Source organism: Phycisphaerae bacterium (assembly GCA_024102815.1).
Taxonomy (GTDB): domain Bacteria; phylum Planctomycetota; class Phycisphaerae; order UBA1845; family UBA1845; genus JAGFJJ01.
Map to the genome: position 1 here is coordinate 1 of JAGFJJ010000042.1, position 25,820 is coordinate 25,820.

General features: G+C 59.1%; 16 protein-coding genes. 5 read left to right on the forward strand and 11 right to left on the reverse strand.

Going from position 1 to position 25,820, the window contains the following annotated elements:
* On the forward strand, positions 1–537 hold a 537-nt coding region (locus J5J06_09295), incomplete at its 5' end, for a hypothetical protein (protein MCO6437266.1).
* A 27-nt stretch (positions 538–564) separates the two neighbouring features.
* Here J5J06_09295 and J5J06_09300 read toward each other — a convergent pair.
* From J5J06_09300 to J5J06_09345, 10 genes are all read right to left on the reverse strand, one after another.
* Positions 565–1,185, reverse strand: a complete 621-nt coding sequence (locus tag J5J06_09300; protein ID MCO6437267.1) for a response regulator — start codon at positions 1,183–1,185, stop codon at positions 565–567.
* Positions 1,186–1,210: 25 nt separating this feature from the next.
* On the reverse strand, positions 1,211–2,350 hold the full coding sequence (locus tag J5J06_09305; protein MCO6437268.1) for a response regulator: 1,140 nt from the start codon (positions 2,348–2,350) through the stop codon (positions 1,211–1,213).
* Positions 2,314–3,516 carry an HDOD domain-containing protein gene (locus J5J06_09310; GenBank protein ID MCO6437269.1) on the reverse strand — a complete coding sequence of 401 codons (1,203 nt, stop codon included), beginning with the start codon at positions 3,514–3,516 and terminating at the stop codon, positions 2,314–2,316. Before J5J06_09310 ends, J5J06_09305 begins: the two co-directional genes overlap by 37 nt.
* The gene (locus J5J06_09315) at positions 3,513–4,649 is read right to left on the reverse strand and encodes a response regulator (GenBank protein ID MCO6437270.1); all 1,137 of its coding nucleotides are present in this window, start codon (positions 4,647–4,649) and stop codon (positions 3,513–3,515) included. The genes J5J06_09310 and J5J06_09315 overlap by 4 nt, the downstream gene beginning before the upstream one ends.
* Complete coding sequence (locus J5J06_09320) at positions 4,649–7,942, reverse strand: PAS domain S-box protein (protein MCO6437271.1); 3,294 nt, start codon at positions 7,940–7,942, stop codon at positions 4,649–4,651. Before J5J06_09320 ends, J5J06_09315 begins: the two co-directional genes overlap by 1 nt.
* A gap of 359 nt (positions 7,943–8,301) precedes the next feature.
* Positions 8,302–10,272: a recombinase family protein gene (locus J5J06_09325; GenBank protein MCO6437272.1), complete on the reverse strand. Its 1,971-nt coding sequence runs from the start codon at positions 10,270–10,272 to the stop codon at positions 8,302–8,304.
* A gap of 193 nt (positions 10,273–10,465) precedes the next feature.
* On the reverse strand, positions 10,466–13,018 hold the full coding sequence (locus tag J5J06_09330; GenBank protein MCO6437273.1) for a hypothetical protein: 2,553 nt from the start codon (positions 13,016–13,018) through the stop codon (positions 10,466–10,468).
* A 622-nt stretch (positions 13,019–13,640) separates the two neighbouring features.
* A complete protein-coding gene (locus J5J06_09335) occupies positions 13,641–14,492 on the reverse strand; it encodes a hypothetical protein (protein ID MCO6437274.1) in 852 nt (283 codons plus the stop codon).
* A gap of 668 nt (positions 14,493–15,160) precedes the next feature.
* Positions 15,161–15,889, reverse strand: coding sequence for a DUF2971 domain-containing protein (locus J5J06_09340; GenBank protein ID MCO6437275.1), 729 nt, complete (start codon positions 15,887–15,889; stop codon positions 15,161–15,163).
* Positions 15,890–16,403: 514 nt separating this feature from the next.
* Positions 16,404–17,843 carry a hypothetical protein gene (locus J5J06_09345; GenBank protein ID MCO6437276.1) on the reverse strand — a complete coding sequence of 480 codons (1,440 nt, stop codon included), beginning with the start codon at positions 17,841–17,843 and terminating at the stop codon, positions 16,404–16,406.
* Positions 17,844–18,314: 471 nt separating this feature from the next.
* On the opposite strand from J5J06_09345, the gene J5J06_09350 reads away from it, so the two are divergent.
* Complete coding sequence (locus J5J06_09350; protein ID MCO6437277.1) at positions 18,315–18,578, forward strand: hypothetical protein; 264 nt, start codon at positions 18,315–18,317, stop codon at positions 18,576–18,578.
* A gap of 358 nt (positions 18,579–18,936) precedes the next feature.
* On the opposite strand, the gene J5J06_09355 is transcribed toward J5J06_09350, so the two are convergent.
* Positions 18,937–21,966 (reverse strand): class I SAM-dependent DNA methyltransferase, encoded by a 3,030-nt coding sequence (locus J5J06_09355; GenBank protein ID MCO6437278.1) that lies wholly within the window; start codon positions 21,964–21,966, stop codon positions 18,937–18,939.
* Between the two features lie 861 nt (positions 21,967–22,827).
* Here J5J06_09355 and J5J06_09360 point away from each other — a divergent pair.
* The 3 genes from J5J06_09360 to J5J06_09370 are packed head-to-tail and all read left to right on the forward strand — an operon-like array spanning position 22,828 to position 25,698.
* Positions 22,828–23,424, forward strand: coding sequence for a hypothetical protein (locus tag J5J06_09360; GenBank protein MCO6437279.1), 597 nt, complete (start codon positions 22,828–22,830; stop codon positions 23,422–23,424).
* Between the two features lie 25 nt (positions 23,425–23,449).
* Positions 23,450–24,091: a hypothetical protein gene (locus tag J5J06_09365; GenBank protein ID MCO6437280.1), complete on the forward strand. Its 642-nt coding sequence runs from the start codon at positions 23,450–23,452 to the stop codon at positions 24,089–24,091.
* A gap of 11 nt (positions 24,092–24,102) precedes the next feature.
* Positions 24,103–25,698: a hypothetical protein gene (locus J5J06_09370; protein ID MCO6437281.1), complete on the forward strand. Its 1,596-nt coding sequence runs from the start codon at positions 24,103–24,105 to the stop codon at positions 25,696–25,698.
* The last annotated feature ends 122 nt before the right edge of the window (positions 25,699–25,820 follow it).

Below are 25,820 nucleotides of genomic sequence, written 5' to 3' on the forward strand. Positions count from 1 at the left end.
TCAGCAGCTTTTCGCGCCACCGACGGAGATTGTCAGCCCCTTCGATCTCATGCAATGCGGTTGTTGCTGGTCTTCCTCGGTTCGCTTGGCAACTATTTCTTAAACGTGGATCCACACCCGAAAATCAACGCGCCGTGCACCATCGGCCCGGGCGGTGGCGACGCCTCCAGGAAGTGGTTCCACGGCCGCTCCGCCTCTCCCTGCGGATGTGAAGCTGGGTCCTTCACGCGGCACGCCGTTCCAAGCCGGATGCTCACCAACGTGGCCGTAGTGCTGGACGCGGAGCACGATGCAGCCCGCGCCGTCGGTGCCGTCGAGCAGGCGCGCGCAGCGGATCGGCGGTATCGCGGTTGCAATACTGGACTTGGGCTGGGCATGGGTCGGGAAGAGACTTCCCGTGCTGAGGAATATTACGCTGTGTTGAACGCCGAGGATGTAGCTGCAACCGGGACACGGTCAACGAAGTACGCTCGATCCGGCTCCGCAATGCACGCTCCCTTCGAGGCTGCGCCTTGCTCGCGGCAATGCCATGTATAACTTCGCTTCAGCCCGGGTATTCGCAAATCAGAATATTGATGGATCGTCTTGCGATAGCATGTCCTTGCTACGTTCAAGCTCGTCCTCGATTTGCTCAAGCAATTCTCGGGTTGTCTTGGGTGGAGACTCTCTTGTCACCACCGCGCTACGCTCGCGGTGAGACATCGACTGCATGCGTCGGAGAATCCGGGCCTCTTCGATTAGGGCGGATTGCCGCTTGGCGAGGTCAAGCAGTTTCTGGCTCTTTTCCAAAAGCTCCTTCTGTTCCATTGCTCGACGGATGGCCATGGCCAATTCGACTTCGTTGCAGGGTTTAGTGAAGTATTGGTAGACATTTCCTCGGTTGATCGCGGTGAGCGCTGATTGGAGCGTCGGCTGGCCTGTCAGAACGATTCCGATGATGCTGGGCATTTTTTCCTGCAAGCGCGCCAGGAATTCTGTGCCAGTTATGCCAGGCATTTGCTCGTCGGTCACGATCAGATCAACACGATCCGTTTCGACTACGAATCCAGCTTCCGTCGCCGAGGCGGCGGTCACCAACCGGTAGCCTTCTTTGCGGAGGGCGCGCTTCAGCCCTTCCAGTACATGGGGTTCATCGTCAATCAGAAGGACAGTACGTTGCATTAGTTCACTCCTGAACGCGGCCATTGACAGCACTCAGTGCGTCCGGCACTCACCGCGGTTTACGAACCAGAACTTGCAGCCGATCGCTAAGCCGTCCGCTTTCCGCGAAGTTCACCAGGCGTTGCTTCATACCCAAAGTCACCTGTTGCCCGCGGAGCACCAGCAGGAGACCGTCGCTTGTTCTGACGTCTTCTGCCAGAATCATGTGGTTCTGCAGATCGGCCGGCGCCAACACGTGCCGCTCGAATTGCTCATCCACGCGAAGCGCCGACTGCAAAGCGTTCAGCAGCTCTTGGTCCTGACCGCCTCGCTCTCGCAATCGTAAGATCGCATCAACCTCGGAGAGCCCTTGCTGTGTGAGTTGATCGAATTCGGCCGCCAGCTTGAGAATGCGTGCGCCTATGGGCGCCTCGGTTTCCGGTCGATTCTGCTCGCGGACGAGAGCGGCGACTGGCTCGAGCCTTGGAATGTGGGAGATCAGCGCTGCGCCGAGCACGGGATGCTCGGCGACTGCTTTCTGCTCCGCATCGGATAGGCCGCCGCCGCGGTACGCTTTGTCGAGAACGTTTGGCGGGAGAGCGATGCAACCGAGTTGCGAGAGCATGGCGGCGATCTCAACCTGCCATGCGTGCTTTACGCCCAAGACTCGCGCCAGTGCCCGGACAAGGCGATGCAGCCGATCAGCGCGACCGAACGCCATTGGATTGGCAAGGGACAGGACCTCACAGAGTACCTTGATCGAACCGCGCAGCGTCTGCTCGAGAAGCACTTTTTCTGCCTGAACCAGCTCGAACTGCCGCAGGCCTTCATTTAGTGCGGCGGCGAGGGTCTCGGGGGGACAGGGTTTGGTCAGAAATCGAAAGACGTTGCCTGCGTTGACGGCATCGATCGCCACGGTTAGCTCGGCACAGCCGGTGAGCATCATGCGAACGGTGTCAGGCGCGCGTTGGCGAATCTCGGTCAGCAGCGCGACACCGTCCATACCTGGCATTCGCATGTCGGATATGATCACGGCGTATGGTTCGCCTCGCTGTAAGCACTCGAGCGCCTCGGCGGCGCCTGTGGCAACGTCCAAGTCGAATTGATTGCGCAGATTTCGGCGATAGCCGTCAAGGACGTGCGGCTCATCGTCCACGCACAGCACACGACGGTTCATATTGCTGTCCCCGACCGTACATTCGATTGACATGCCTGCTCCCAATCCGGAAGCCGGTGGTTGAGGTTCAGGCGGACCAAATGCTCAATATCGACCACCTCCTCGAGTTCATCGTCGTCCTCTCCCCGGTGCTCCAGCGCATTGGCGACGTGGACTGCCGTGAGCGGTGCAAAGTCTGACAGCGGAGTGGAAGAGGGCGTGTGGTGAAATGCCACAGCTTCCACCAGAGCATCCGGCAGCCCCCAAAGTCCGAGAAGATAGGCTCCCGCCTCCGCGTGCGTCACGCCGAAAATCGTCCTCTCCAGTTCAATATCGGGCTTTTCGCCGTGGCGTTGCAAGACCAGTTCGTACTCCCCGGGGTGGCAATTCGCCAAGATGAGCTTGCCGGCATCGTGCAGCAGGCCGCCCAGAAAAGCATGGCTCATAAGAGTCTTCTCGGCTTCCTCGCTTCGACAGATGGCGCGGGCGAATGTCGCAACACCCAGCGAGTGCGCCGTGACGCGTTCAATGGCAATGCCGGCCGAACGCGCGCCGTCGAATTGGCGGAATACGTGCATCGTCAAGATCAGCGAGCCGACGATGTCAAGCCCCAGGAGCTTTACCGCTTCTGCGGCACTTGATACTTCATGACGGAGACCGAAAAAGGCCGAATTGACCAGCTGGAGGACTTTCGACGTCATCCCCACGTCCTGCTCGATGATCTTGCCCAACCGGCAGATGGATGGCTCTGGGGACGACAACTCTTCTTGGACCTGGACATACTGAGTTGGCAGGCTCGGCAAGGACTCGATGCCGCCAATCGTGCGTTCCAACTTGTCGTTGTGAACGACAGCCCGTAAAGCGATCGCTCGTTCGACGCACTGGCGAAGCCGGTCAGGATCACAGGGCTTGGCCAGGTACTGATGCGCCGGTCCCACAGAACGGAGGATCATCTCATTATCGGAATGTCCCGAGAGTATGATGCGCACGATGTGCGGGTAAGTCTCCCGAACTTCGTTCAGCAGCAGCGCGCCGTCCATTCCTGGCATACGCATGTCGGAAACGACAACATCAAATGGGTGCATTCGGAGTCGGTCGATCGCCGCTTCTCCACTTTCTACGAAGTGCATGTCCCAGGTATCGCGCATGCCTCGCAGCATGCGGCGCAGTCCGTCCAGAATGCGCGGCTCGTCATCCACGAACAGAATGTGCTTTTTCATAACACGCTCACCAATTCGAGCGCCGTGGCGTCGTCGGCGAGCTTCGCCTGCGTCACTCGAATAGCCGGAATGGCAGACTCGAAGGCACGTACGATCACTGGGTCGAATTGCGCCCCCGCCTCCGCCCGAATGACACTCACCGCATGATCGAACGGCAGCGCCGGCTTGTAGGGCCTCTCGGCGCAGATCGCGTCGAACGCGTCAGCAACGGCGACAATTCTCGCTTCCCGCGGCGTCTGGTCACCGCGAAGCTCCCGCGGATAGCCACGCCCATCCCAACGCTCATGATGGCCCAGGGCAATCCTGGCAGCCATTGCCAGCGCCGGGTAGACCGGATCGGCGCACGCGTTCGGACTCATCCTCTCCAGCATCATGGCCATCGGCGGCCGCTCTCGGAGGATGGCCTCGCCAATCCGGCAGTGCTCCTGCATCACCGCGCACTCCGCCGCGGTGAGAGGTCCCGGTTTGCGGAGAATGTGATCGGGAATTCCGATCTTGCCGACATCGTGCAAGGGAGCTGCGATTAGCAACTCTCCGCAGTAATCGTCGTCGAGCCGAAGTGCCTTGGCGACATGAAAGCTGTACCATGCCACGCGAAGTACGTGGTGCCCTGTTTGTTCGTCGCGCAGCTCGCCGGCTTTGGCCAGGCGCCAAAGGATCTCGCGGCGTGAGTCTTCCAAGGCGGCCGTGCGTTCCAGCACCCGCCGGTCGAGCCGGGCATTCTGCTCGTTCAATTCATCCTCGAAAGTCTTGATGCGCAGCGCGTTGCGCAATCGGGCGAGAAGTTCCTCGAACTGCACCGGCTTGCTGAGCAGGTCTGCGGCGTCAAGGTCGAGCGCCTCGCGCTTGAGTTCCGCTTCCTGGCGACCTGAAAGGAAGATCACTGGCACGCGGCGGCCTTCGGGCGTGGCCCGCAACTGCGTTATTAGCGCGAAGCCATCCATCGCGGGCATCGTGCAGTCGGATACGAGTACGTCTACTTCGCCCGCTACGCATGCCTGAAGCGCTTTGATCGAATCATCCGTGAAGTTCGAAACGAACCGATGCGATTGCGATCGCATCATCCGCCGCAGCCCATCCAGAACGGCCGGTTCATCGTCAACGAAGAGAATCCGTGCTGGATGTGCGGGCATCAATCGGCGCCTTTCCGAGAAATAGCCAAGGGCAATCGGATCACGAACGTGGTTCCCACGCCCGGCTCCGACTCGAACTCGATGGACCCGCCGTGCTGTTCGACGATCACCGACCGCGCGACAGCAAGGCCTTGGCCAGTTCCCTTTCCGACGGCCTTGGTTGTGAAGAAATGCTCGAAAACCTTCGGGCGATTCTCCGCGGCGATACCTGAGCCAGTGTCGGAAACTCGAATCTCCACAAGCTCACCCAGGTCTCTGGTCTCTACGGTGATGCATCCTTTGTTGCCGGAATTCCTGCCTATCTTCTCCTCAATTGCATGGGCAGCGTTAACAACTAGATTCAAAATGACCTGGTTGAACGAGCCGAGGGCGACCGGCACGGAAGGCAAGTCCGGCGCCAGCCGCAAATCAAGGTCGGCAACATATTTCCACTCGTTCCGAGCAATGGTGACAGTGCTCTCGATGGCCTTGTTCAGATCGGCCGGCGAGCGTTCGTTCGTCGCTGGATGGGAAAAATCCTTCATCGCCCGCACGATGCGCGTCACACGCTCAAGTCCTTCCAACGACTGCTCGATGGCTCTCGGAACTTCCTCGGAAATGAAAGCGAAATCGAGTGCCTCCAACGCGCGCTCCAGCGCCTCGGCCCGCTTGGCAACTTCCGGCGAGTCACCATCCTTGAGCAGATCCCTACACTTCTGGACTGCCTGTACCAGATCGCCAGCACTCTCCCGAAGAAAGCGGGTGTTGTCGCTGACGAATTGAGTCGGCGTGTTAATCTCATGGGCGATCCCCGCAGCGAGCTGCCCGATAGACTGAAGCTTTTGCGTCTGCAGTCTCTGTGATTCCTCTGCTTCTTCCGACGTCACGTCCGCCTTGATGGCCACAAAGTGCGTTACGTCATTGCTATGGATCCGCACTGGTGTAATCGTCATCCGTTCTGTATACACCGTGCCATCCTTGCGGCGATTCTTAAGTTTGCCAGTCCAGACCTGGCCGCTCAGAATCGTTCTCCACATCTCTTCGTAGAACGCCTGCCCGTGACGGCCACTCTTCAATCTGCGCGGATTCCCGCCAATGGCTTCCTCGCGAGTGTACCCCGTCAACAACTCGAATGCGTCGTTTACCCACTCGATTCGTGCCGACCGGTCCGTTATAACGATCGCTTCGTTGCTGGCCTGAAGTGCATTCATTAAGAGCTGAATGTGGCGCGTGGACTTTTCCCGGTCCGAGACATCTCGGAAGACGGCCAGTACACGGCATGGCAATGTTTCACCTAGCGAAAGCGCAGATACGTCGGCAATTACATGACGACCGTCGTGATGATGGAAGTCAACCATAAACCGCGTATCGCCTTTCCCCCACAGCAATGACGTGAACTCCAGCTGTAGCCCCGCCAGCGCCGTCTCTTCGAAAAGCCCCAATTGACTAAAGGTCTGGCCCACAAGTTCCTGGACCGGGAGTCCAAGGATCAGTGAGGCCGCGGGGTTCGTATCCACAATACGGCCTTCGGAATCCAACTGGACGATTCCATCAGGAATATTCCGGACCAGGTTGGACCAGCGCAGTTCACTGACACGCAGGAGCTCGACACTTCGGGCGCTGCGGAGCGAAATAGTCGCCAACTCGCCAAACGCTTGAGCAAGGTCAGCATCTTCCCTCGTGAATCCGCCCGGTTTGTTACGCAGAGCAAGCAGTCCAATAGCTTTGCCATCCAGCACCAGTGGGGCGAATAGGACATTCTCAAGTGGAATATGGCCTTCGGCCGTGAACTTTGCCCAATCAGATGCTGCGCAAGCGTTATCGAATACACAACGGCCCGAACGATGCGCTTCGGCGCGCAGGCCTTGGATAGGCATGGGTGCATTCGGATCGGCCGAACAAACTTCCCCTCCGGCGTCGTGGAACAGGACTTCGTGCTCCACACCACTTTCTGCGAGAAGCGCAACGTATCCGGAAGTAGCGCCAACAAGCGTCTTGCAGGCGGAGAAGATATCTCGGGCCGACTCCGCAAACGAATCATGCTCAAGCACGGTTTGGGCCGCCCGTAATAGTCCCTCCAGTTCGCGCCGCTTCCGCGTCGCGTCCTCGAGGGCATTATTCAGTTGAACCTCGGCCGCCTTGCGCTCGGTAATATCGGCGAAAATGCCGAGAATGCCGAAAATCGATCCGTCCGAACCACGAAGCGGCACTTTGCTGGTAAGCAGCGTCGCTTGAGAGCCGTCGGAACGTTGCTGAGTTTCTTCGATGTCTGTGATCGGGCGGCCTGACTCCATCACCTTCTGGTCGCACGACCGATACCAGCCAGCCTCGGTCGCGCCCCAGGGCATATCAAAGTCCGTCAGTCCTTTGATACTCTCCGGCCCATCCAACCCCGCAATCCGGGCGAAGTTTTCGTTGCAACCGAGATACTTTAACTCACGGTCTTTCCAAAATACGTAGTACGGGATGTGGGAGACAATTTTCTCGAGGAGTTCTGCGGACTCGACCAACTGCTGTTGCTCGGCGGTCCGGCGGGATATGTCTCTGGCGATTCCGACAGCGTGGAAGCCCTCACTGGACCTATAAGCGGAGAGAGTCAATTCGATCGGAATCGTCGTTCCATCCTTCCGCAATGCCGTAAGTTCCATTGGTCGGCCGACAGCAGGCCCCTTCCCGGCGATCGCGAATTGGTTCAACGCCGCACGTTTCTTTTCATGGCATTCGGCAGGAATGATCAGCCCTGTCATATCGCTCCCGATGGCTTCCGCGGCCGTGAAGCCAAAGATGCGTTCCGCCGAGGCGTTCCAATCCATGATCGTGCCTCTCGCATCGGCAACAACAATGGCGTCGTGCGCTGTGGCGATAATTGCTTTGTCTCGTGCCTCGGAGATATGCTGGTTGGCCTCGGCGAGCCAGCGGGCCGTGATGTTCTCGTGGGCGATGACCAGATACGCCTCACCGTTTTCGACAACGCGCGTAATTCGGCCCAGAAACCACCGCTGCTCGTTCGGTGAGTGGCATGGGTATTCGCATTCGAAGCACTTGCGCGTGCCCGCAAGGATTTCCCGGCCAGCACCGGCAAAGGACTGCGCGGTCTCGCGATCCTCTCCGCCCGCCGCCTCGCACGCTTCAAAATAGTTGGCGCCTTCGCATACGCTCCTGGAAGTTGGGCCGTTAAGTTCGGCAAAATGACGCCAAGCGGCATTGACGGCAATAATGGTGCCTCTTGCGTCGACGACAGCGATGTGCGCATCGAGACTGTCAAGGATTTTCTCGGCGAATGCACCTTGAAGAAGGCATGACGACATGACCATTTCCCCGCGGAGCGGTGGGCACATTCGAATTGTACAGCCCCCGGATCCGGCAGAACCTCTGAGTCAAATGAGTCGTAAAGTGAGTGACCGCACCCAATTCATGCTCATCGAATGCCGTCAATGACAATCCCGTGGTTGATATCGGCATCTTCAGACCGAAGTCCGATCTCTTGTCGTTAGGCCGTAATTCGCCAAAAGTTCCTCACTGCGATTGTAGGGGAAAACCCTCACTGCTCGGCCTGCCCCTAATCCGCTCAGGAGAAATCCCATTCGCGGAGGCTTGGAACTGAAGAAGCTGTGTCGGGAATGGTCGTGCGCCGGCGCGCGGCACGCAACAATCACCTGTAAATTGCAGCGCACTATCTTCGACGGCCGCTGGAAGTCGGCGACAGCCTCGCCATGTGACTTATCATGCTGAGGAGGGGAAGGTTTCCACAAGCGAACGAAAGGTCGAAAAAGTCTCCCTTGCACGCGACGTGTCGTTTTGAGGGCGGTTTCGTTCCCTCTAGTTTACCTCCAGGCGACCGCCGCGTTGCCGACCCGTTCGCCTGTCCCCGCTTCCGCCCGATTTCGCGAGACTTCTTCGAATCCTGTCCCTCGTCCATCAGACCCCGCAATGCGGAATTGACCCGCATGACCCCAGTCTTGGCCGCAGGGTAAATCACAATTTCATCCACGTAGCTCGCCAGAACGCACCGAACGTGCTCATTACGTCGGCCAGCCATCGCGTCTGCCAAACCGCCAATTCGACTTCGCGCCCAGGTTCGTAACGCCTTTTCGTCACACGAGTTGCGGTTTGACTGTGCAAGCCGGTACTCGCCCTCCAACTGCTCCTTCCGCCGACGCAGTTGGGTCAACCTGTCATTCAGAAGCGGTAGATTGGCAGGGTCAATCTCGGTGAGGATTCCATTTACCGTCGTTTCGATTTCCCTCAGATCTCGTTCGATTCGCTTCGTATCCGGCTCCTGGACGTGCGTCTTGTTCATCAGAGCGACGAACCGGTCGATAGCGTCGTCCACGCCGCGACTATCGGCCAACACAAGCTGCTGCAATCTCTCCAGTACCCATGTCTCAAGGGGATCGGCCTTTACATGCGTGGACTGGCGGCAACCGTTCTCTCCGTATGCCCATCGGCCGGAGCAGGTATAGTAGTTCGTGACGACCTCGGCGCGACCGGGGATACGTCCTTTGCGCTTCCGTTCACCCCAGAACAGGCTTCCACATTCACCGCATCTAAGCACGCCACTGAGGAGCCAGCGATTCGTTTGCTTGCCTCCTCCTCCCTTGGCTTCGGATCGGCGTCTAACCATCACCTGGGCGCGATCCCATGTAGTACGGTCTACGATCGCGGGAACGGCATCCTCGATGATAATCCAGTCGTCCTTGGGCATGGCCTCCGGGCGGCCCGATTCTCTGTGTGCCTTCATCTGGTCCGCCCGACCATTGCGAACGGCGTAGAATCTCGATTCAGTTCTTCGATTCCAGACAATGTCGCCGCGGTACACCGGATTCTCGAGCAGAGACTTTACGCTCGTGAAGCTCCACAGATGACCGCGAGGGCTCGCATCACCCCGCCGGTTGAGGTCATCGGCAATACCCTTGAATCCCCGACCGTCTATGCACAATCTGTAGATGTCGCGCACGACCTTTACACGCCGGCCCTCGCTGAGAACCAGCCGGGCGCGGCATTCCTTGCCAGGCTTCTTGAGAGATTGGCCCTTAACGTAGGTCGCTTGGAGGCGTCCGTCCCGGTCATAGACCTGCCGGCTTCCGCCGGGCATGAAACGGATGCGATAGAGCGGGGAGCCGTCCGGGCCAACGATCTCCCGGTCGTAGCCGTAGGGCGTAATCCGCCCTGGGTCGGACGCTGACAAGACCGAAGATATCTGGCCACGCAGCGTATTCTGCGACAGGCTTATTGAGAATTGGCGGTTTTGAAACTGCTTCACAGTCCGTAATACGTCGCCGTCGATCCCCTCGCGAGCGAGGTAGTCTTCGGTCACGGATAAGAGAACGGCCCCCGCCTTGCGAAGCAGGTATCGATAGTACTCGGTCTCTGTGATATCGCCACGGGAGAAGCGGTCGGAATTCCAGACGATGACCGCATCAAAATTGCCACGCTGAGCGTCAGCGATCATCCGTTGAAACTCCGGGCGCTTGTCGGCGGAAGTGCCCGAGATGGCGTCGTCGACGTATTCACGAAGAAGCGTGTACCCGTTTTCCTTTGCCCAACGCCGGATCTCCGACCGTTGGTCGGCCAGACTCTGCTCCTGGCGGTCGGTCGAGCGGCGAAGGTACGCAACGGCGGAGCGCGTTTCGTTCAGAATCATGTTTCCTCCTCGCGTTCGAGATCGCCACACCCTTCCCTCAACTCGCCCCGGAAATCAAGGACCGCGTTGCGGGGTTTGCGGGTATTGCGGGGTTATTCTGAGCCCGTTCCAGTTTCTCACGCGCGCGCATGCGCGCGTGCGCGGGCAATACGAATCAAACCCCGATAACCCCGCAAACGACCATAAGTGCTTGTCATTCAACGTCTCCCGCTGCGGGGTTTCCATTGAGCTGACCCCGCAATCCTGCGGGGTTAGCGGGGTTAAGCTCGACGGAATCGCCTGTGAACAGGGGCTTAAGCGTCCAAGTGCGAACTTTGGAATGTGTGTTTTCCCCTGCATCGCAAAGCTTGCGGTCGTTGAAGACGCGCCCCGTCATGCGCGATAAATGTCTGCCCAACGAACGCCGTAATGAGCCGGGGCCACCGTCTTTCGAGACCAGCATGGCATCGGGAAGTTCAACCGGATCGACAGCATTCTCTGCGAACATCGCCGAGAAGAGTCGTGCGACCGTAACTGGTCTATCGCCAAAACGTGACCACCAGGCATCGAAAAGTGTCGCCCACTGGCGGCTGTCTTCATCTTGCACCGAGCGCGTCTCGTCGAGGTTATCAAGGAAACCCGGCACTTCAGCGAACGACAACACGCTACCGATGATGCCTGCCCATTCGTCGAAACTCCCGAACGGACGCATCGTTACCCGTGGGCAACCTGCGGAGAACCAGCCGCGAACAATCGTCAGCGCGGCCGAAAGAAGCTCACCGCGGTTCTCGCGTGCATGCGCCTCGATGTCGGCAATTCGGAATCCGCTGCGCTCCCAGGGACGTTCTTTCTGAGCGTCGAGACGGACTGAAATGCATCGGCGCGGCAGGTCGCCGGCCACGCGGAAGTTGTTGCCCGTCGCAACCCAAATAGCTCGTGAGGGCACTCGTATCGTCAGGCTCTTGCTGAGGATTCGATCTGACCATTCCGCCCCCGTGATCGCGGCGGCCAAGGCAGGAGAATCGAGACACGCATCTTCGGGAACGTTGTCCAACAGAACGACTGGAGAAGATGCCATCAACAGTGACGTGATCTTCTTCCTCCACTCATCCTCGTTTTGCTTGGATGGCACGGCCTCAACTGAAAGACCCCCAACAGCAATCGTGACCAGCACAATTACCAGAAGCGTCTTCCCAGTTCCTTGAGCGGGGGCGTCGAAGATGAACAACGGTATGTGGCCACGGATGGCAGGCCGAAGCAGGATGGAAAAGAGCAGCGAAAGCGCGTTTGACTTGCTCGCTTGATCCACGAAAGGGAATTCCCCGATGAGATCAAGCAGCGATCGAGTGCATGACTGGATCTCACCCTTGGTCGGAGAATCTGGAATCCGAAGATGCTCCAGTCCGGAATCAGGCGCATAGAACAACATCGTAGCCGGGTCGTAGCCGGGCGCAAGACAAATCGTGCCGTCCGGTCGGACGATTGGGGTGCGAACGAGTCCCAGCAAGAGCGGAAACGGCCATTGCCCTTGGGCAAGAATATTCTCCGTTAGTGCCTTTGGTGGAGCGATCGCTGTTCTGATTTCGGAGTCCCTTAAGCGCCGTACGGAATAGAAATCCGAAACGTCAGCAAGCCGGGCCCGGACGCGGGTTTCATTGAGCAACTCGATCGTCGCGATTTGCTTTTCATCTCCGACGACTCGAACCAGCGACCCGGACCGCACGAAGAACACGGGCGGGGCATTGGCTTTTTGGAGCGCGTCGATTGCGCATCTCGTAAGGTCCCTGAGCTGCAAGTCCGTCACAATGATCGCCGGCCGTGATACGCCAATGGAGGAATCGGCGGGATCGGGTGTGCTTGGCACGGATCGCCGCGGCGAATATTGCCCTCGCACTGTGGCCAGGGCACCTTCAATGGTCATCTGCCCGTAGGTTCGTGCACCATGTTGCTCGTCCCACTTGGCTCGCATGAGACCGGAACGCCGAAACAGTCGATCAAGCTGTCCCACGCTCTTGGAATAGAACGCTAAGTAGCACACGAGCGCGGAATCGGCCTCGCTCTGCGAACCGTAAGTTCCCTCCCACCTGCCCTCCCAAAGGGACCTGAACTTGTCGCCTGATTTCCGACTCTGCGAGGCAATTCGAACTATTTCATCATCTTCAAGCAGAACGTGCCCGTTGTTTGAAATGCGAGACTGCTGGGGCGATGAGCCGTTGGGAAACACTAGGGAGTAGAACGCGTCAAGTTCGGCCTGGCGCTCCTCGATATCGGCAGTTGCGCCCGGAAGTCGTTGGCCGGTGATTGTGAAGAAACGATCGGCGTCATAAATCTCGACGGCGCCGCCTTCGATTGCACGCTTGCATCGCGTGCCCGGTTTCCGGGCGATGAGGATGGTTTTGACACCGGCGCCTGAAGGGCTGGTCTCGGCGTAGCTCGCAAGCCGGTCGAGGTGCTCTTGTGCCCACGGCTCTAGTGTCCCTGTTTGGGGATCGACGCAATGATCGAAGTCGATTCCGGTGTAGGGGTCCTGCTTCGAGAATACAAAGCCGACACCGGCCACGCCTCTGGATCGCTGAGCCGCTTCACATGCTTGCTCGAATGTCCCCCACGTCGATGGATCGGTGGAGGAAGCGGCCTCGCCATTCTTTGGGTCGACGGGCACCTTGGTCGGCTTCCCATTTCGCTGAACGTATTTCCAATTGACCCATTGATGGAGCTCCTTCAAGCGGCGCGGCACGTTGCGGTGAACGAGGTCGATGTCGATCATGATCCGCCTCCCTCGCTATGCCCGCGCAACCATTCATTCACGAGCCAGGCTGCCAACGCATCAGCGCGGTGCGACTCTAAGTGAGCCTCCTCGTTCCCCATGTCCGCAACAACGATGCACATCTCGTATCCGGCTACACGGTTGGTCACCGCAGACTCAGAGCTCCTTTCGGGAAGTTTGTGCTTCACTGCCCGCCTCCCGCCCTGCGGGCGTCGATGGCATTCAGTTCGTGCCGAACGTGCGCAATCGCGGCGTTATTCAAAAGGCGGGCGTTCGCCAGAATGGCCGCGAGTTCACGCAGACACTCAATCGGCGGTAACGGAGCGGATTCGTTCCGCTCGGTTGCGGCGATGCTTGGGGCGGACCGTCTCATCGAGGCGGCACCGCTTTCCCGGCGCAATCGCGCTGCCGGAGCGACCTCCGCAAGTGCTGCACCTCGGCCAATGGAAGCAGCGCCCGCAATTCAGCGATGCGCGCCCGCAAGGAATCGATTTCCCGTCGGATCGTCGACGGTTCAGGCAGGCGTGGTGTTTTGATTCCCATAGCACCGGACATGCTAGCCAGCGCTTGATCAAGAAAAAGCGCGCGAAGAATGTCCTAGGAATGTCCAAGTTATGGCCGACTACAGCATCGCGTAGCCGACGCCACCCTTCTTGGGACGGTCGATGATGCGTTGCAGTCGTTTGTCGAGCCGGTTCAGCACTCGGTCGGGCCGTTGACGGATTTCGATTTGTAGAACCCCGGCCTTTACGCGCTCGCCCCTCTTTTCTTGGAGCACGTCAAGCAAACGGAAGGCTGCTTCTCCGCGGATTCGAATGATCTTCCCATCGAGTTGCGCATGATGGTCACTGCCGTCGGACGACCGGCGCAATTCGAGACGTGCCCATGCCGGTCCGCGCGGCTTGGAATTCTTTGGGCGATTCTCGCCGCGGTTTCTATTCGAGTCTTCGAGGGCCGTTCGCGCGTCCATCTCATCGAGCAGCTTGTAGCCATCGGGCAGCAGCTGGAAGGAACAGCCCGCCCTCGTTCCATTCGCCCGCTTCTGTTTTGACGGGCTCTGGGCCTTCTTCGCCCCGGAACCGGGTGCCCAGGCGTAATGCCGGACGAACTGTTGACCGTCGGGCGCGATTGCGCCGGGGCGTCGAACCTCGATTTGAGTCCAGTTCGAGTCGTGGACAAGCACCGACGCCCCGTCTTCGGTCTGATACTCAATCGGTGCTCCAGTGAACTCCCGATACCGGTCATACTTCCTCAGGTATCCACGATTGCACAGATCCTGAAGAAGTTCCCTGCTCCCACCGCTTGCGCAGAGATGGCCGATTTCCGCCTGCATCACCTGTGAGGGGACGGTCTCAAATCGGATGACGCAACCCAACCCGATCTCAGATCCTATCTTCGTGGGATGGATTCCCTCTTTGAACCGCTTGGCGGTGCGAAGTGCTTGCAATTGTGCGGGGTGTGGCTGGAATGGCATTGCTCAAGCTCGATTTCGGCTCGGCCTGTTCGATCGCGGACCTGAGTCGCCCCTTTATGTTGGGGACGAAATCGCGGGCAGTCACTCTCGACTTCCGGTGCGGGCATCTTATTGCGCGGGCCAGCCGGGTTCGAGTCGCATCCGACCCCCCCAAAAAAACCAACTTCCGCCGGGTGTCAAGCGGCGAGAACCTGCGGATTTGTCAAACATTGAAGGGGGGACCTGACGTAAACTTCGGAACAGCGACGCCGGGGGGTTCGGTTGCGCGCCGCTACCCGCGGTCGAACAGCCACGCCTTGCTTCGTTTCCAGAGCGTCATGCGTCGTGCGCCGCGGCCGACACCAGAGCCAAACAGCGATCAGGAGCCACCGCGTCAGCCGTGCGTAGGCGACTAATTCCGTTGGCAAGGATGGCCGTCAATTCCCAGCGACGTTCATGGGGCGAGAGGTTGGCCGGGTCGTCGGATGCAGTTCGCGTGGGCGCGGCCTCCCAAGGCCCACGCCGACGCGCACTCCGCGCCCTTCCGGTCGTCCGCCGATCGTAGCGATACTCACCGCCGACTCGATGCGGCGGCCTATCTGATATGTACGCGAAAGTGGTTCGAAGTGTCGCCTGGGGGGCCGAACGCAACCCCTGTAGGACACGGCACCGATGTAGGCCGATTTACCTCAATGATAGCGCGGTTTGCCGAGGAGGGTTGAGGTTACAAGCCCCGCCTGCAGGCCAATAGACTCGGAGGCGCGAATGATCGCATCGCGATCTTCCCGTGAGAGCTGCGGGCCAAGGTGGATACGATCGATCAGCTTCTCAGGAAGAAATGGCACATCGATACCGTCCGCTGGAACGGGAACGCCGAACTCCTCGGCTTGACGCACAGAGATAACGACTCGAAACTCCCGTTCAAACTCGAACGCTCTGTGCTTGAAGAAGAACATCTGTTCCATGCTCACGTTGAGCCTTTCCTTATGGAGGTCAACGTAGCGGACCGCTCCCCACTGGGGCTCTTCTTCGCCGCATTTCGGGGCCAATCGAAACGGCAGAAGTGCTTCTTGAAGTCGTTGAGCCGTCGTCTGAATGGCCACTCCCTTGCGGTCGGCGGCATAAAGCTTCCACATCGCGTTACATTCGTAATCAGCCCGGTGCCAGCAGCTAATCTTGGTGAGGCGCCGCAACTCCGCAAAAGCTTCGTCAAGAGGGTCGAGGTCGGGATAAAGAGGATCGACCGGCCAGTCGTGTGGCAACACGGCCACGGCGCCCTCAAAGGGATCCTCAAACTGCTGTGCAGCCGGAAAATGCAGAGAACCCGACCGAAGGGCCGAGATAAGGCGATCGGTTCTGAAGTACCGCCAGAGCGTCTCTTCCGGTCTAATCTCCTCGCCAGGCCAAATCGGACGCATTCGCAATCTCGCTTCCTACTCATGGCCAGCCGTCTCCACCTCCCCGCGAAGGAGTGGCGCCACCTGTTTTCGCGCGCCTTCTTATGACGAGGCTTTCAGCAGCCAACCGAGTGCAATTCAGTCTGGTCGTGAACGAGAACCAACGCAAGAAGCCCTGATCCTGCCTCGGTGAGTACAGTCCCGGATGCGAGCGGTTTGTGTGGCATCCGGGCTGCGAACGTAACCCCGCGTAAACCAATCCGGGGTGTCAGCCGCGAGAGGCCGGCGATTCGAGAGTTTCGGGGGCGAGAGCGGGCCTCGCCGTTGAGGTCGCGGAATCGATGGGTTCGCGTCGCACGGCCTCCGCACGCCTGCCTTTCTGGCACGGCGCGGACGATGCCCACGACGACCTTCGCTTCGCGACCGGCGCGTCGTCCGGCGGGTGGAGGCCCAGCGGCCTCCTACATATTACATACGCAGGCGGTTACCTGGATGGTCGCGGAGGACCGCAGAGTCGAGCAACCGTTCGACCCGCTTACTGCCGGAAATTGCGACGGCCAGACGGGGTCACGCCAGCGGCTTGCAGTCGCTGAATCAACTTGTCAAACAATTGCGCCGGCAGGCCGCCCGTTCGGAGGCGGGACTCGTATGTCACAAGCATGAATGCCAGACTAGAGAGTTGTTCGCCGATCCTCCTGGAGGGCACTCTGTCACCCAGGACGTCCATCACCGTAAGCCCCCAGGCGAGTACCATAGGGGTAAGTGCCTCACGTACTTCGCTCCGCAGCTCGCGAGCCAGATCTATAATCCGCTTGGAATGTCTTGCCACACCGACGACAATTTTCTCGCCACCGATACTGTGCATTCGTAAAAATTCTGGAGTAATACCTGCAGTTATAAGGGAACTTGCAAACTGAGGCCCGATGCCGGGGCCGGCAAAGAGTGCCGCACCTCCACCCTCGTTCAAGCATCCCTCCTCCGATGCAACGAACTGCCAAAATTCATCAGCCTCGCCGCAGTAGGCCGAGAGAGCCGATAGGAACCGGCGGACGAAGGGCCGTTCAGCGTAACTTCTCGCGAGCTGGCGGCGGAGGTTTTTCAATCTCTCAAGCTCGTGAGCCTGTCCTCCGCGGCATGCCAGCATCGTAAGAAAGAACAGCGTGGGCACTGTCACCAACACCCGCCGACCCGGTGAACCGCTGACCGCAGCGCGCATGACCTCAATATGTGCCTCTTCAATCCGGTCCCAAGCACGGTCCCACTGAGGGCGTTCAGCCTTGTCTCGCCCCAGCCAAGGCTTCGCAATCTCGTCATACGCACCGAGCACGTCCGGGGAATATGGGTTGTAAGCAGCGAACTCGGGGGTAAGGATCGCATCGAGGACGTCACTGTCGCTTCGCGCGTCGATAATCAGACCGGCGATTCCTTTTGCCTTAGCCTTGCGCGCGGCAACCGAATGGGTCTTGTAGGAGGTGACTCGGCCTTTTTGCCTCCGATCCCCTCGCTTTACACGCGACCGAGAATACGAATCCGCCTGCTCATCCGTTGCTCGCCGCGACACGCTGTCGATCAAGAGATTCTCGAGATTAGAACTCGACGTGCAGACCACCGAATCTGAAGCAACCGGATGAATTGCGTCGAAGTTAGTCTCATTCTTCTTTCGCCTCGACCATTTCGCCTGCTTGTTGACCTGCTCCTTGAACAATGCCACCACACTCAGAAGCCGCTCAAGTTCCTCCGCCGACGTCGCGGCGATAACTTGGCGCTCAACTTCCTTGACCTGCCCCCACTCGCCGGATTCTACCCGCAGGTGATGCATGCTCGCCTTTACCTGGCGTAGGTCTTTCGCGATGAGCTCTTGTAGCTGCCCGACAGTCATTGCAGTTCCCCGGCATGAGGTGGTGTACGGGTTGTAGCTAACCTCGGTCGCGGCGTCCAGAAAAAAGAAGCTTACCGGGGGGGTAATCTCGGCCATAGCTCAATGCATTATAGGGTGTCGGGACAGGGCGTTCCTGCCCGCAACAATCGGCTTATTGAAAGGAGTTAGAAATGGGGCTTGTCAGCCTGGTGGAGGACATCCTGGAGGCTATCGAGGTCGGGCTTAAGGAGATCGGAGGCCAAGATTCGGATGAGTAGTACCCGGCGGGGCCAAACGCACCCCGCGGGCGAACGTGCGGTCGAGCTTTGAGGCAGCTCGACAAAAAGTATTTCTTGCCTCGACTACTTAGCAAAGGAGCAGCCAAAATGGTTTTTTTCGAGTTTCTTGAGAGCTTCGTGGTAGGCGGACCGAACGATTGCGAGACGACGTCGGACGACTACAGCGAGGAGAGCGGCCCGGATAGCCCGCAGGTTACCTGGGGGCAGTCGTAAAGCACCACTGACGGGGGCCGGTCGGGTCTGGAGTGCCCGGCCCGGTCCCCGCCTCTTTATTCGACAGGAGGTATTCGTGTTCGACGCAACGACCTATGGCGGACGTTGTCCGTTCGATCCCACTCTTTCCTGCGAGCTTGGCTCCAGCGGTAACTGTGTCCACTCTATGCAATGTCGAGCCGCTATGATGTCGTTTGCCGACAGCAAAGAGGCGTGGCAAACCTACTACGACGCGCAGGCAGCCGATGAGGTGACGGCGATGGTCAACCGGATGTCGTTCGAGGCGAGACTCGATCTCGTTGCTCGACTATCTGCCGCTAAATTGTTGTCCGACCGTTAACTCACTGGATTCCGTTAACAAGAGAATTCGAGAGCGCGGGGCGGAAAAACGGGCCGGGGCGACCGCTGGGCGTCAACGCCGACCCGAACTGGCGTTCTCGCCTGCCGGCCGGCAGCGGCTCGGCACTCGTAAACTCTTGAAAATAAACGCGTTAGGAGCGGCTTGGGCGAGTTCTCTCGGGGCGGGTGGTAGCCGTGAACCGGCTGGTCGTGGCGCTCGCGACCGGACAAGAACCTCCCCGAAAGTAACCCTGGCAGCAACTCTCGCCGTAAAGAATCGCCGGCGGGCCGTGGTCGGTCGGCTGACTGCCGACGGATCCGGTGCCTCATCTGGGGACAGGCCGGGTCGCCTCGAAGAGCTATTTCGATCGTTCCAGGTTCATCCGCAACAAGTTCCCAAGGACGAGCTGGTCTATCTCTTTTCGGCGTACGGCCAAGGCGTGACCCGCGGGAAGGGGTGAGCCGGCGCCGGTCTCGGCCCAGACTTCCGCCCAATCCTCCTGCCAATTGCCGCCGGGATCAGTTTTCGCGTAGGCGGCGATGACGGCCCGGTCGAGTTTCTCGTGGGCGAGTTTCAGCCACGTCGGCCGTTGGTTGTAGAGGTTGGTCAGCGTGCGCTTCTTGAGCTTAGGGTCCTTGGCGGCGCGGGCCATGATGGCCGAGTGGCGGATCAGCTCCCGAGCTTGCTCGGGCACGTCGCGGAAATCGTCCTGGGCATCGGCGCGCGCCGCGATGGGGTCGATCCATTCCGGCGGGTTGAGCCAGCGCTCACGGTGCTCGTCCAGTTCCTTTGCGGCTTCGGCGATTCGGGAATACGCCTCGTCGTTCTCATGCTCCTTCCCAGGAGGCCAAGGCAAGGGAAAAGTCTCGAAGCAAGTCGTCGGTGTGTATCGAAACCCCGATTCGGCCTCGCGGAGCTGCGTCCCACGTCGCCGGGCCCATAGTTCGTGAATAGAACTTTGCAGAAGACCGAAGAAGTAATCGTCGGATCGCGCGAACGCGATCAATTGCGCATCAGATAGCACGGCAGGACTCAGCCACACGAATAACCTATGCTTGGTCACGCGCGGAGTTGCAACATAACGCAATCTGTCCGCCAGGGCTGCCCGCATTTCCGGTCTTGGACACCAAAGCTGCCAGAATGGATAAACGGATGAGTGTGCATACTTGGGTTTACCATCTTTCAGTTCATCGCGCATCGTTCGAATGGAACCAGCGGCTTTCTCGAATGGTGCGTGGAAGGCGGAGGCCTCGGTTTCGCTCCGGCCAACTCCGAAGTCGATTATCCAACGTCCACGATTACGTCGAGTAATATCGGTACCGTTAACCCAAGGGCGGATGACCTCGTCGTTTCGATGTACCGTTGGGTTGGGATCTCGTAGCATGGACAAAGCGTCGTGATAAGAAACATCGAATTCACCGCTGTTGATCGTGCCCTGGAAGCTGACACCCTCGTTCTCCGCGAGCCGCCCGGCGACTGTCAGGTCAACACCCGCCGACAGGTCCGCGTTGATGATCGTCACCGAAACGCCATCAAGCGTTCGCACTGACTCATTTCCGGAATCGAATCCAATAATGGAGATGTGAACCATCGCCCCATCGAGTGCCCATTCCAGATCGGACCAAGCAAGGAAGATTTCCCCACTCTGCTTGATACGATCCAAGACATGTCTGTTCGACCCGCCGCGAATCCCCTGTGTTGCGAGGAGGCCGCAACGCAGACCATCCCATTCCTCGACAAACTCGCGCGATTTTTCGAACCAGTAGCAGCACAGGTCCGCGCCCTCTGGCAACTGATCCCGGTAGACCCTTTGAAGCAAATCCACGTATGAGTCAGTCAATTCCAGGCGAGCCTTGCGACTGCCCAGAAATGGCGGGTTTCCGATGATGAACTCGGCCTCCGGCCAAACGGCGGGTTTGGGGTTTTCCGCATCGGACCGATCGAGAATCGCGTCGCGGCATTCGATGGATTGCAGCGGTTCCAGGATCGGGTTGCGCGGGACGTTGAAGCCGTTGTCGCGCATCCATTGCAGGTATCCGATCCAGATCACTACCTGGGCGAGCTCCGCGGCGTAGGGATTGATCTCGATGCCGTGAAGCTGTGTGGGCCGGACCTGGGGTAGCAACGAGAGTGCGATGTCCGGTCGGGCGGCGAACGTCGTAACCTCTTTCTCCAGGTCGAGGAGTTGCTGGATGGCCACGTACAGGAAGTTCCCGGACCCGCAGGCCGGGTCGAGAATACGAATCGTGGCCAGCCGTTGCACGAAGGCATGCAACGCATCGGCAATGGCCTTGTCGGCCCTCCTCTTCGCATCGGCCTTTCCCTTGCGACGGCGCTTGAGCTGCGCGTTGATTCCTTCCTTGACCGCCTCCCACTCCCGGCGGAGCGGGGCCATGATCACCGGCTCGACGACGAGCATGATGTCGTCGCGGCTGGTGTAATGGGCGCCGATCTGTGCCCGCGTGTTCGGATCAAGGGAACGTTCGAACAAAGTACCGAAGATGGCCGGTTCGACGCTGCCCCAGTCTGATTGGGAGGCAATCAGTAGTTTGGCGATGTCGTGCGAGGTAAGACGCAGGGCGGCCGAGTCGTCGAACAGGCCGCCGTTGAAAAAGTCAATGGGTTCGGCGCCGAAATCGCCGCCGGTGCGCATGGTGGCGAATAGCTCGGTGAGTCGATCGGTCAGCTTGGCGGGGTCTTTTTGGTACCGACGAATCAGATTTCCAAACAGATCCTTTGGGAGGAGCTCCACGTCCTCGGCGAAAAGGCAGAACATGCACTTCATCAAGAAGTGGGCGACGGTGTGGGCATCGTGCCCGAACTGCCGAAGTGACTTGGCGATCGTCGAGAACTGCGTGGCGATGTCTCGGGTTACGGACTCCGGCGTGACCGTTGGTTTGAATGACGCCGGATCGGTGAAGATGCGGCGGAGGAGGTCGAGCGATTCCGGCTTGTCCAGGTCGGCAAGAGCGATCTCGTGGACCTGCTTGACCGTGCCCGTAAAGTTCGTGTGAATCTCGGTTCGCTCGATGTCCGAGACGATCAATAGGGGCGGATTTTCGAGCGCCTCGCGGTACTGGCAAAGTTGCCGGTAGGCATCCTTCAGGTCCCTGTACTTGCCGCGGCGCTTGTACTCCCATGCGAACTTGCCGCGCCACCAGACGTCAGCAAAGCCACGTTCCCCGGCCGAACCTCGGGAGGCTCCGCCGGCTGGCGCTACGCCTTTCTCGAAGGTGTACTCCGCCCCGGTAGCGTCGTGTTCGGCTGGCGTCGGCTGACCCAGAAGGCGGCAAAGGTCGAGGAAGTGTTCCTGGCTTGCGGCGCGCTCCGAAAGCTTGATTTCGGACCACTTGGCAACGAACTCGGCCGGCGTTGACGGTTGCGCCATGGCGGGAAGATACGATAGCTTCCGAAGGCCGTCTATCAGCAGTCGTAGCCTTGCCCGGGAAGGGCCCAAAGCGGGATACGTCGCGCCGGACAACGCCCTTGGCGAAGATCGATGCGACCTCGCGCCGACGATCGGCGGGAGAAAGAAGTTCGTCCGCGCGCTGCTTTGGCATAACGGGCTCCACGCGGTCGGGCATGATCGCAAGAATCGAACGCGTTGCCGCATCCCGGTTACCGGGCGCTGGATTCCGAGCACCAGAGCTGCTTGTCTACTTCGCCCGGTCAGCAGAGTGAACCCGGAGACGCAAGAGCGCTACGAGGCCAACCTGCCAACGGTCAGGCGGCAGATACAGTATTCGGCTGGTGGCGAGGCTGACTGTTCTTCCAAACCGCCGGCGTGGTTGGCCACGATGTCCCGCGCATCAGCCGCATCGAAGGACACATTCCACACCCAGCGGCAGAGTCCTTTAAGCTCGATGACGGCTCTCGACAACGTCCAGCTCGACGAACATTGGAACCGCCCTCCGGGAACACATAACTGATTCCGGCGCCTTAGGTTATGTTGTTGCGGTCAGAAGTCGTGAACTGCGATGCAGTTCGTAGAGGTATTGTCATTTGAAGACCATCGAGAATCGGCGGAAAGCGCTGCCCGGGTGTATTCGGAATCGCGCTATTGGGGTGATCCTCCCCGCTTGACATCTGGTCAAGTGTCAGTAAACCTTCTGAACATCAGACCAGAGTACGGCTCAACTGCCCTCGTCGAGTCGAATGCGAGACACTCATGCCTGACCACCTTCTCCAAAGAAACTTGGCTTTCTTTCCGTGGGGTAGTATTCGGACGCAAGCCGCGGGTTCGATCGCCATGTACGGGCTACTGGTGATTGGCGCGTGCACATTTCTTGGATGCCACGATCCGACCCCGCCGCCCGCGGTCGGCCGCGGCATGGGCACCAGCGATGTCTGGGGGCTGCGCCCGGGCGATTTGGAGTCCTGCGCCCAACGGATGGCACGAGACCTAATTACGGATCCCCTTCTGCGACGTCCTGACCCACCTGTTCGAATTGGGATCGTAAGCATCGAAAATCACACGAACGAGCCTTTCGTTGGCGGAAGCGCTGATATGGTACTCGATCGGGTGCAGACAATCATATTCCGCAGCCTTAGGGCAAACGCTCAGGAAAGCGGGAGCACAGCCAAGTTCGTCACCATGCGCGAAGGTGTTCGCCGAGCGATTGACGAACAGCGGGCGGGAAAAAGGTCCGGCGAATTGTCCAGCCGTGGGCTCAACGACTTGCACGGTGTGGATTATTTCTTGTCTGGCGTCTATCACGCAAACGACAAAGCCGCTGCCGGGAAGCGAATGATCGAAATGCTCATGACGTTTGACCTCACGGACGCCGAGTCCGGCGAGAGTTATTGGCGAAACGACTATCTCGTAAAGACTGTGACGCCGCAGTAGCGCGTGGCAACCAGGAAGCGAAAAGATGAGGATAGGGCGCGAACGTGCAGGGCAATACATTGGGGCGGTCATCTTGGTCAGCGCGATGACTGGATGCGCGTCCACGCCCAAGGATTCCGGTCGAAAGGAACTGATAACCGGCTCATTTCTGTCAGACGTAGAGATGTCACGCGTGGCCGATCTGATGGCCCGCGATCTTGTACGAAACGGCGAAATGCTGCACACCGGCGCCGCTCCTCGCATCGCGTTCGTGAAGGTCGAGAACGACACAAACCAGTACTTCTTTCAGAAGGGACGATCAGCATACCTGGAGCGAATGCGAACGCAGCTCCAACAAGCGTTGAAAGAACGCGTGAAGTTCGTGGACGAAAAGGTCGAACAGCGCCTCCGGGAAGAGCTAGCCGGATGGCATCTCGACGAGGAAGGACAAGACTCCCTGGTTAGAGGCAAGGGCGCTGACCAAGACGTTGACTACTTGCTCGGAGCGACGTTTTCATCCCTGGACAAGGTCGTCCAAGTGGCGGACAAGCGAGGCAGACTCAACAATCGCGATGTTGTTGAACTCCAGATGACTTTCTACCTCGTTGACGCGAAGAGTGCCGAGATCGCCTGGCAGAATGATGTCGTTTCCGCGGCTTCGTATTCAACCCGGGATTTCCAGAATTAGGAGGACTGCGCGTGAGGGCATTGTGGCACCCGGGCAGATTGCCCTTCAGGCCCAGTGGGATCTTCGCCGCTCTCGCGGCACTGAGCTGCGGATTGGGCTTCGGAGGTTGTGCATCGACGCCCAAGCAGCCGCCACCTCCCGCGTATTCGTGGGGTAATTGTGCTTATCGACTGGTTGCCGACAATCTCAAGCCCAAGGTACAAGCGGAGCTGGCCAAGCCGATGCGAAAAAGGGCGAAGGATGCGGGCGTGACGCTGCTCGACTATGCGTCCGCTTGTCTGGCCAGCGGGCGATACGAAGAGGCCCAGCGATACTTTTACGAGGCGATCCTACTGACCAATGATTTGGCGCTCGACAAGGCGGGGGGCGAGGCCAGCCTCACATTCGCGGAGTCTCTCAAGACTTGGCAAGGTGAGGCCTACGAGCGAGCAACCATCGAACTCCTGCACGGCATCGCGCTCATGCGATTGGGCGATTTTGATAACGCGCGCGTAGCCTTCGACCGCGCGATTTCGACGGACAGGTTTAGCAAAGGGGCCGTTACCGGATACGAAGGAACCTCGACGAAGAATGGTTTGGCGTTTCAGCCCAACGAGCGATATTCACAACAAGGTGGCAGCGTCTATCAGCGTGACTTCCTAGCCGCGTATCTTCTTCGCACGCTCTGCTATATTCAGGATGGGCGCTTGTCTCGGGCGCGAAGGAGCTACGACGAGTTCAGGCGAGTCTATGCGGAGCTTCGAGAGGCGGCAGAGGCTGCACCGGTCACCGCGGGCACGAGGACCTGGACCGGCAGCGAGGGGCGCTATTCCTATCCGAACGTTTTTCTTTCTCCACTTTACCCGTCCGACCCGGGAAAGGCGTTCGCACTTTCGTTCGATGATTTGCGATCCGCCAATCTCCTCGTTGTGTCCGCGAACGGCTGTCGTCCGCGAAAAGTCAAGACCGGCCCGATGGGCTACAACAAGGCACACTTTGTTCATGACGCGTATCTGCGCCCCAGCGAGCCCGTTCATAAGGTCGACATGTTTGTCGACGATCGCTACGTCGGTGCGTTGACTTCGGCGCTCAATCTGTTCGGTCAGGCAGCTGGTCGTGGACCGTCGGCGAAGGACATCGCGCAGGAGAAAAAGGGCGGGGTTGAGACCTTTGGCGAAATCCTGCAGCAGCATGGCTCGTACGGGATCCAGTACATTGGCGTGCTCATCCAGGCAGTCAACCAGGAAGAAGCCGACGTGCGGCAGTGGGGGCTTCTCCCCAATTCCATCCATCTGTGGATCGGCCATGTACCTTCGGGCACGCACAACCTCGAGTTGGTCGCGTCGGGAAGAAACATCCCCGTTCGCGAACAGGGTTGGCCGGCGTACTTTCCAGGAGCGATTCAAGGCGACGAACGGGCGTACCTGTCTGATTGGTCGGGGTGGGAATATGCCCCCGGCGGCAGCCCACTTGCGCCCAGACACACTCTTTCCGAAGACGTTGTCGTGCCCGACGTCGGATTGAACACCGTCTTTCTTGCTGAGAATTTCAATGGCGACGTTTCCTCTGTTGCGGATTCAGAGACCCGCAGCTACGAGCTCCTTCCCAGGCGGGTCCCAGAGAAATGAAATGAGGGCCTTATGAATCGGAGGAAAGCGGAGATTCGAGCCCGGCGACGGATCGCAGCCTTGATTTGCGCGCTTCAATTTCTGGTCGCGGTGGGCGGGTGTGCATCTTCGGCCCCCAAGAA

Coding starts and splice junctions, on each gene's coding strand:
- J5J06_09300 (MCO6437267.1), bottom strand. CDS start 1,185: ATGGCCGCGTTCAGGAGTGAACTAATGCAACGTACTGTCCTTCTGATT.
- J5J06_09305 (MCO6437268.1), bottom strand. CDS start 2,350: ATGTCAATCGAATGTACGGTCGGGGACAGCAATATGAACCGTCGTGTG.
- J5J06_09310 (MCO6437269.1), bottom strand. CDS start 3,516: ATGAAAAAGCACATTCTGTTCGTGGATGACGAGCCGCGCATTCTGGAC.
- J5J06_09315 (MCO6437270.1), bottom strand. CDS start 4,649: ATGCCCGCACATCCAGCACGGATTCTCTTCGTTGACGATGAACCGGCC.
- J5J06_09320 (MCO6437271.1), bottom strand. CDS start 7,942: ATGGTCATGTCGTCATGCCTTCTTCAAGGTGCATTCGCCGAGAAAATC.
- J5J06_09325 (MCO6437272.1), bottom strand. CDS start 10,272: ATGATTCTGAACGAAACGCGCTCCGCCGTTGCGTACCTTCGCCGCTCG.
- J5J06_09330 (MCO6437273.1), bottom strand. CDS start 13,018: ATGATCGACATCGACCTCGTTCACCGCAACGTGCCGCGCCGCTTGAAG.
- J5J06_09335 (MCO6437274.1), bottom strand. CDS start 14,492: ATGCCATTCCAGCCACACCCCGCACAATTGCAAGCACTTCGCACCGCC.
- J5J06_09340 (MCO6437275.1), bottom strand. CDS start 15,889: ATGCGTCCGATTTGGCCTGGCGAGGAGATTAGACCGGAAGAGACGCTC.
- J5J06_09345 (MCO6437276.1), bottom strand. CDS start 17,843: ATGGCCGAGATTACCCCCCCGGTAAGCTTCTTTTTTCTGGACGCCGCG.
- J5J06_09355 (MCO6437278.1), bottom strand. CDS start 21,966: ATGGCGCAACCGTCAACGCCGGCCGAGTTCGTTGCCAAGTGGTCCGAA.
- J5J06_09360 (MCO6437279.1), top strand. CDS start 22,828: ATGTACGGGCTACTGGTGATTGGCGCGTGCACATTTCTTGGATGCCAC.
- J5J06_09365 (MCO6437280.1), top strand. CDS start 23,450: ATGAGGATAGGGCGCGAACGTGCAGGGCAATACATTGGGGCGGTCATC.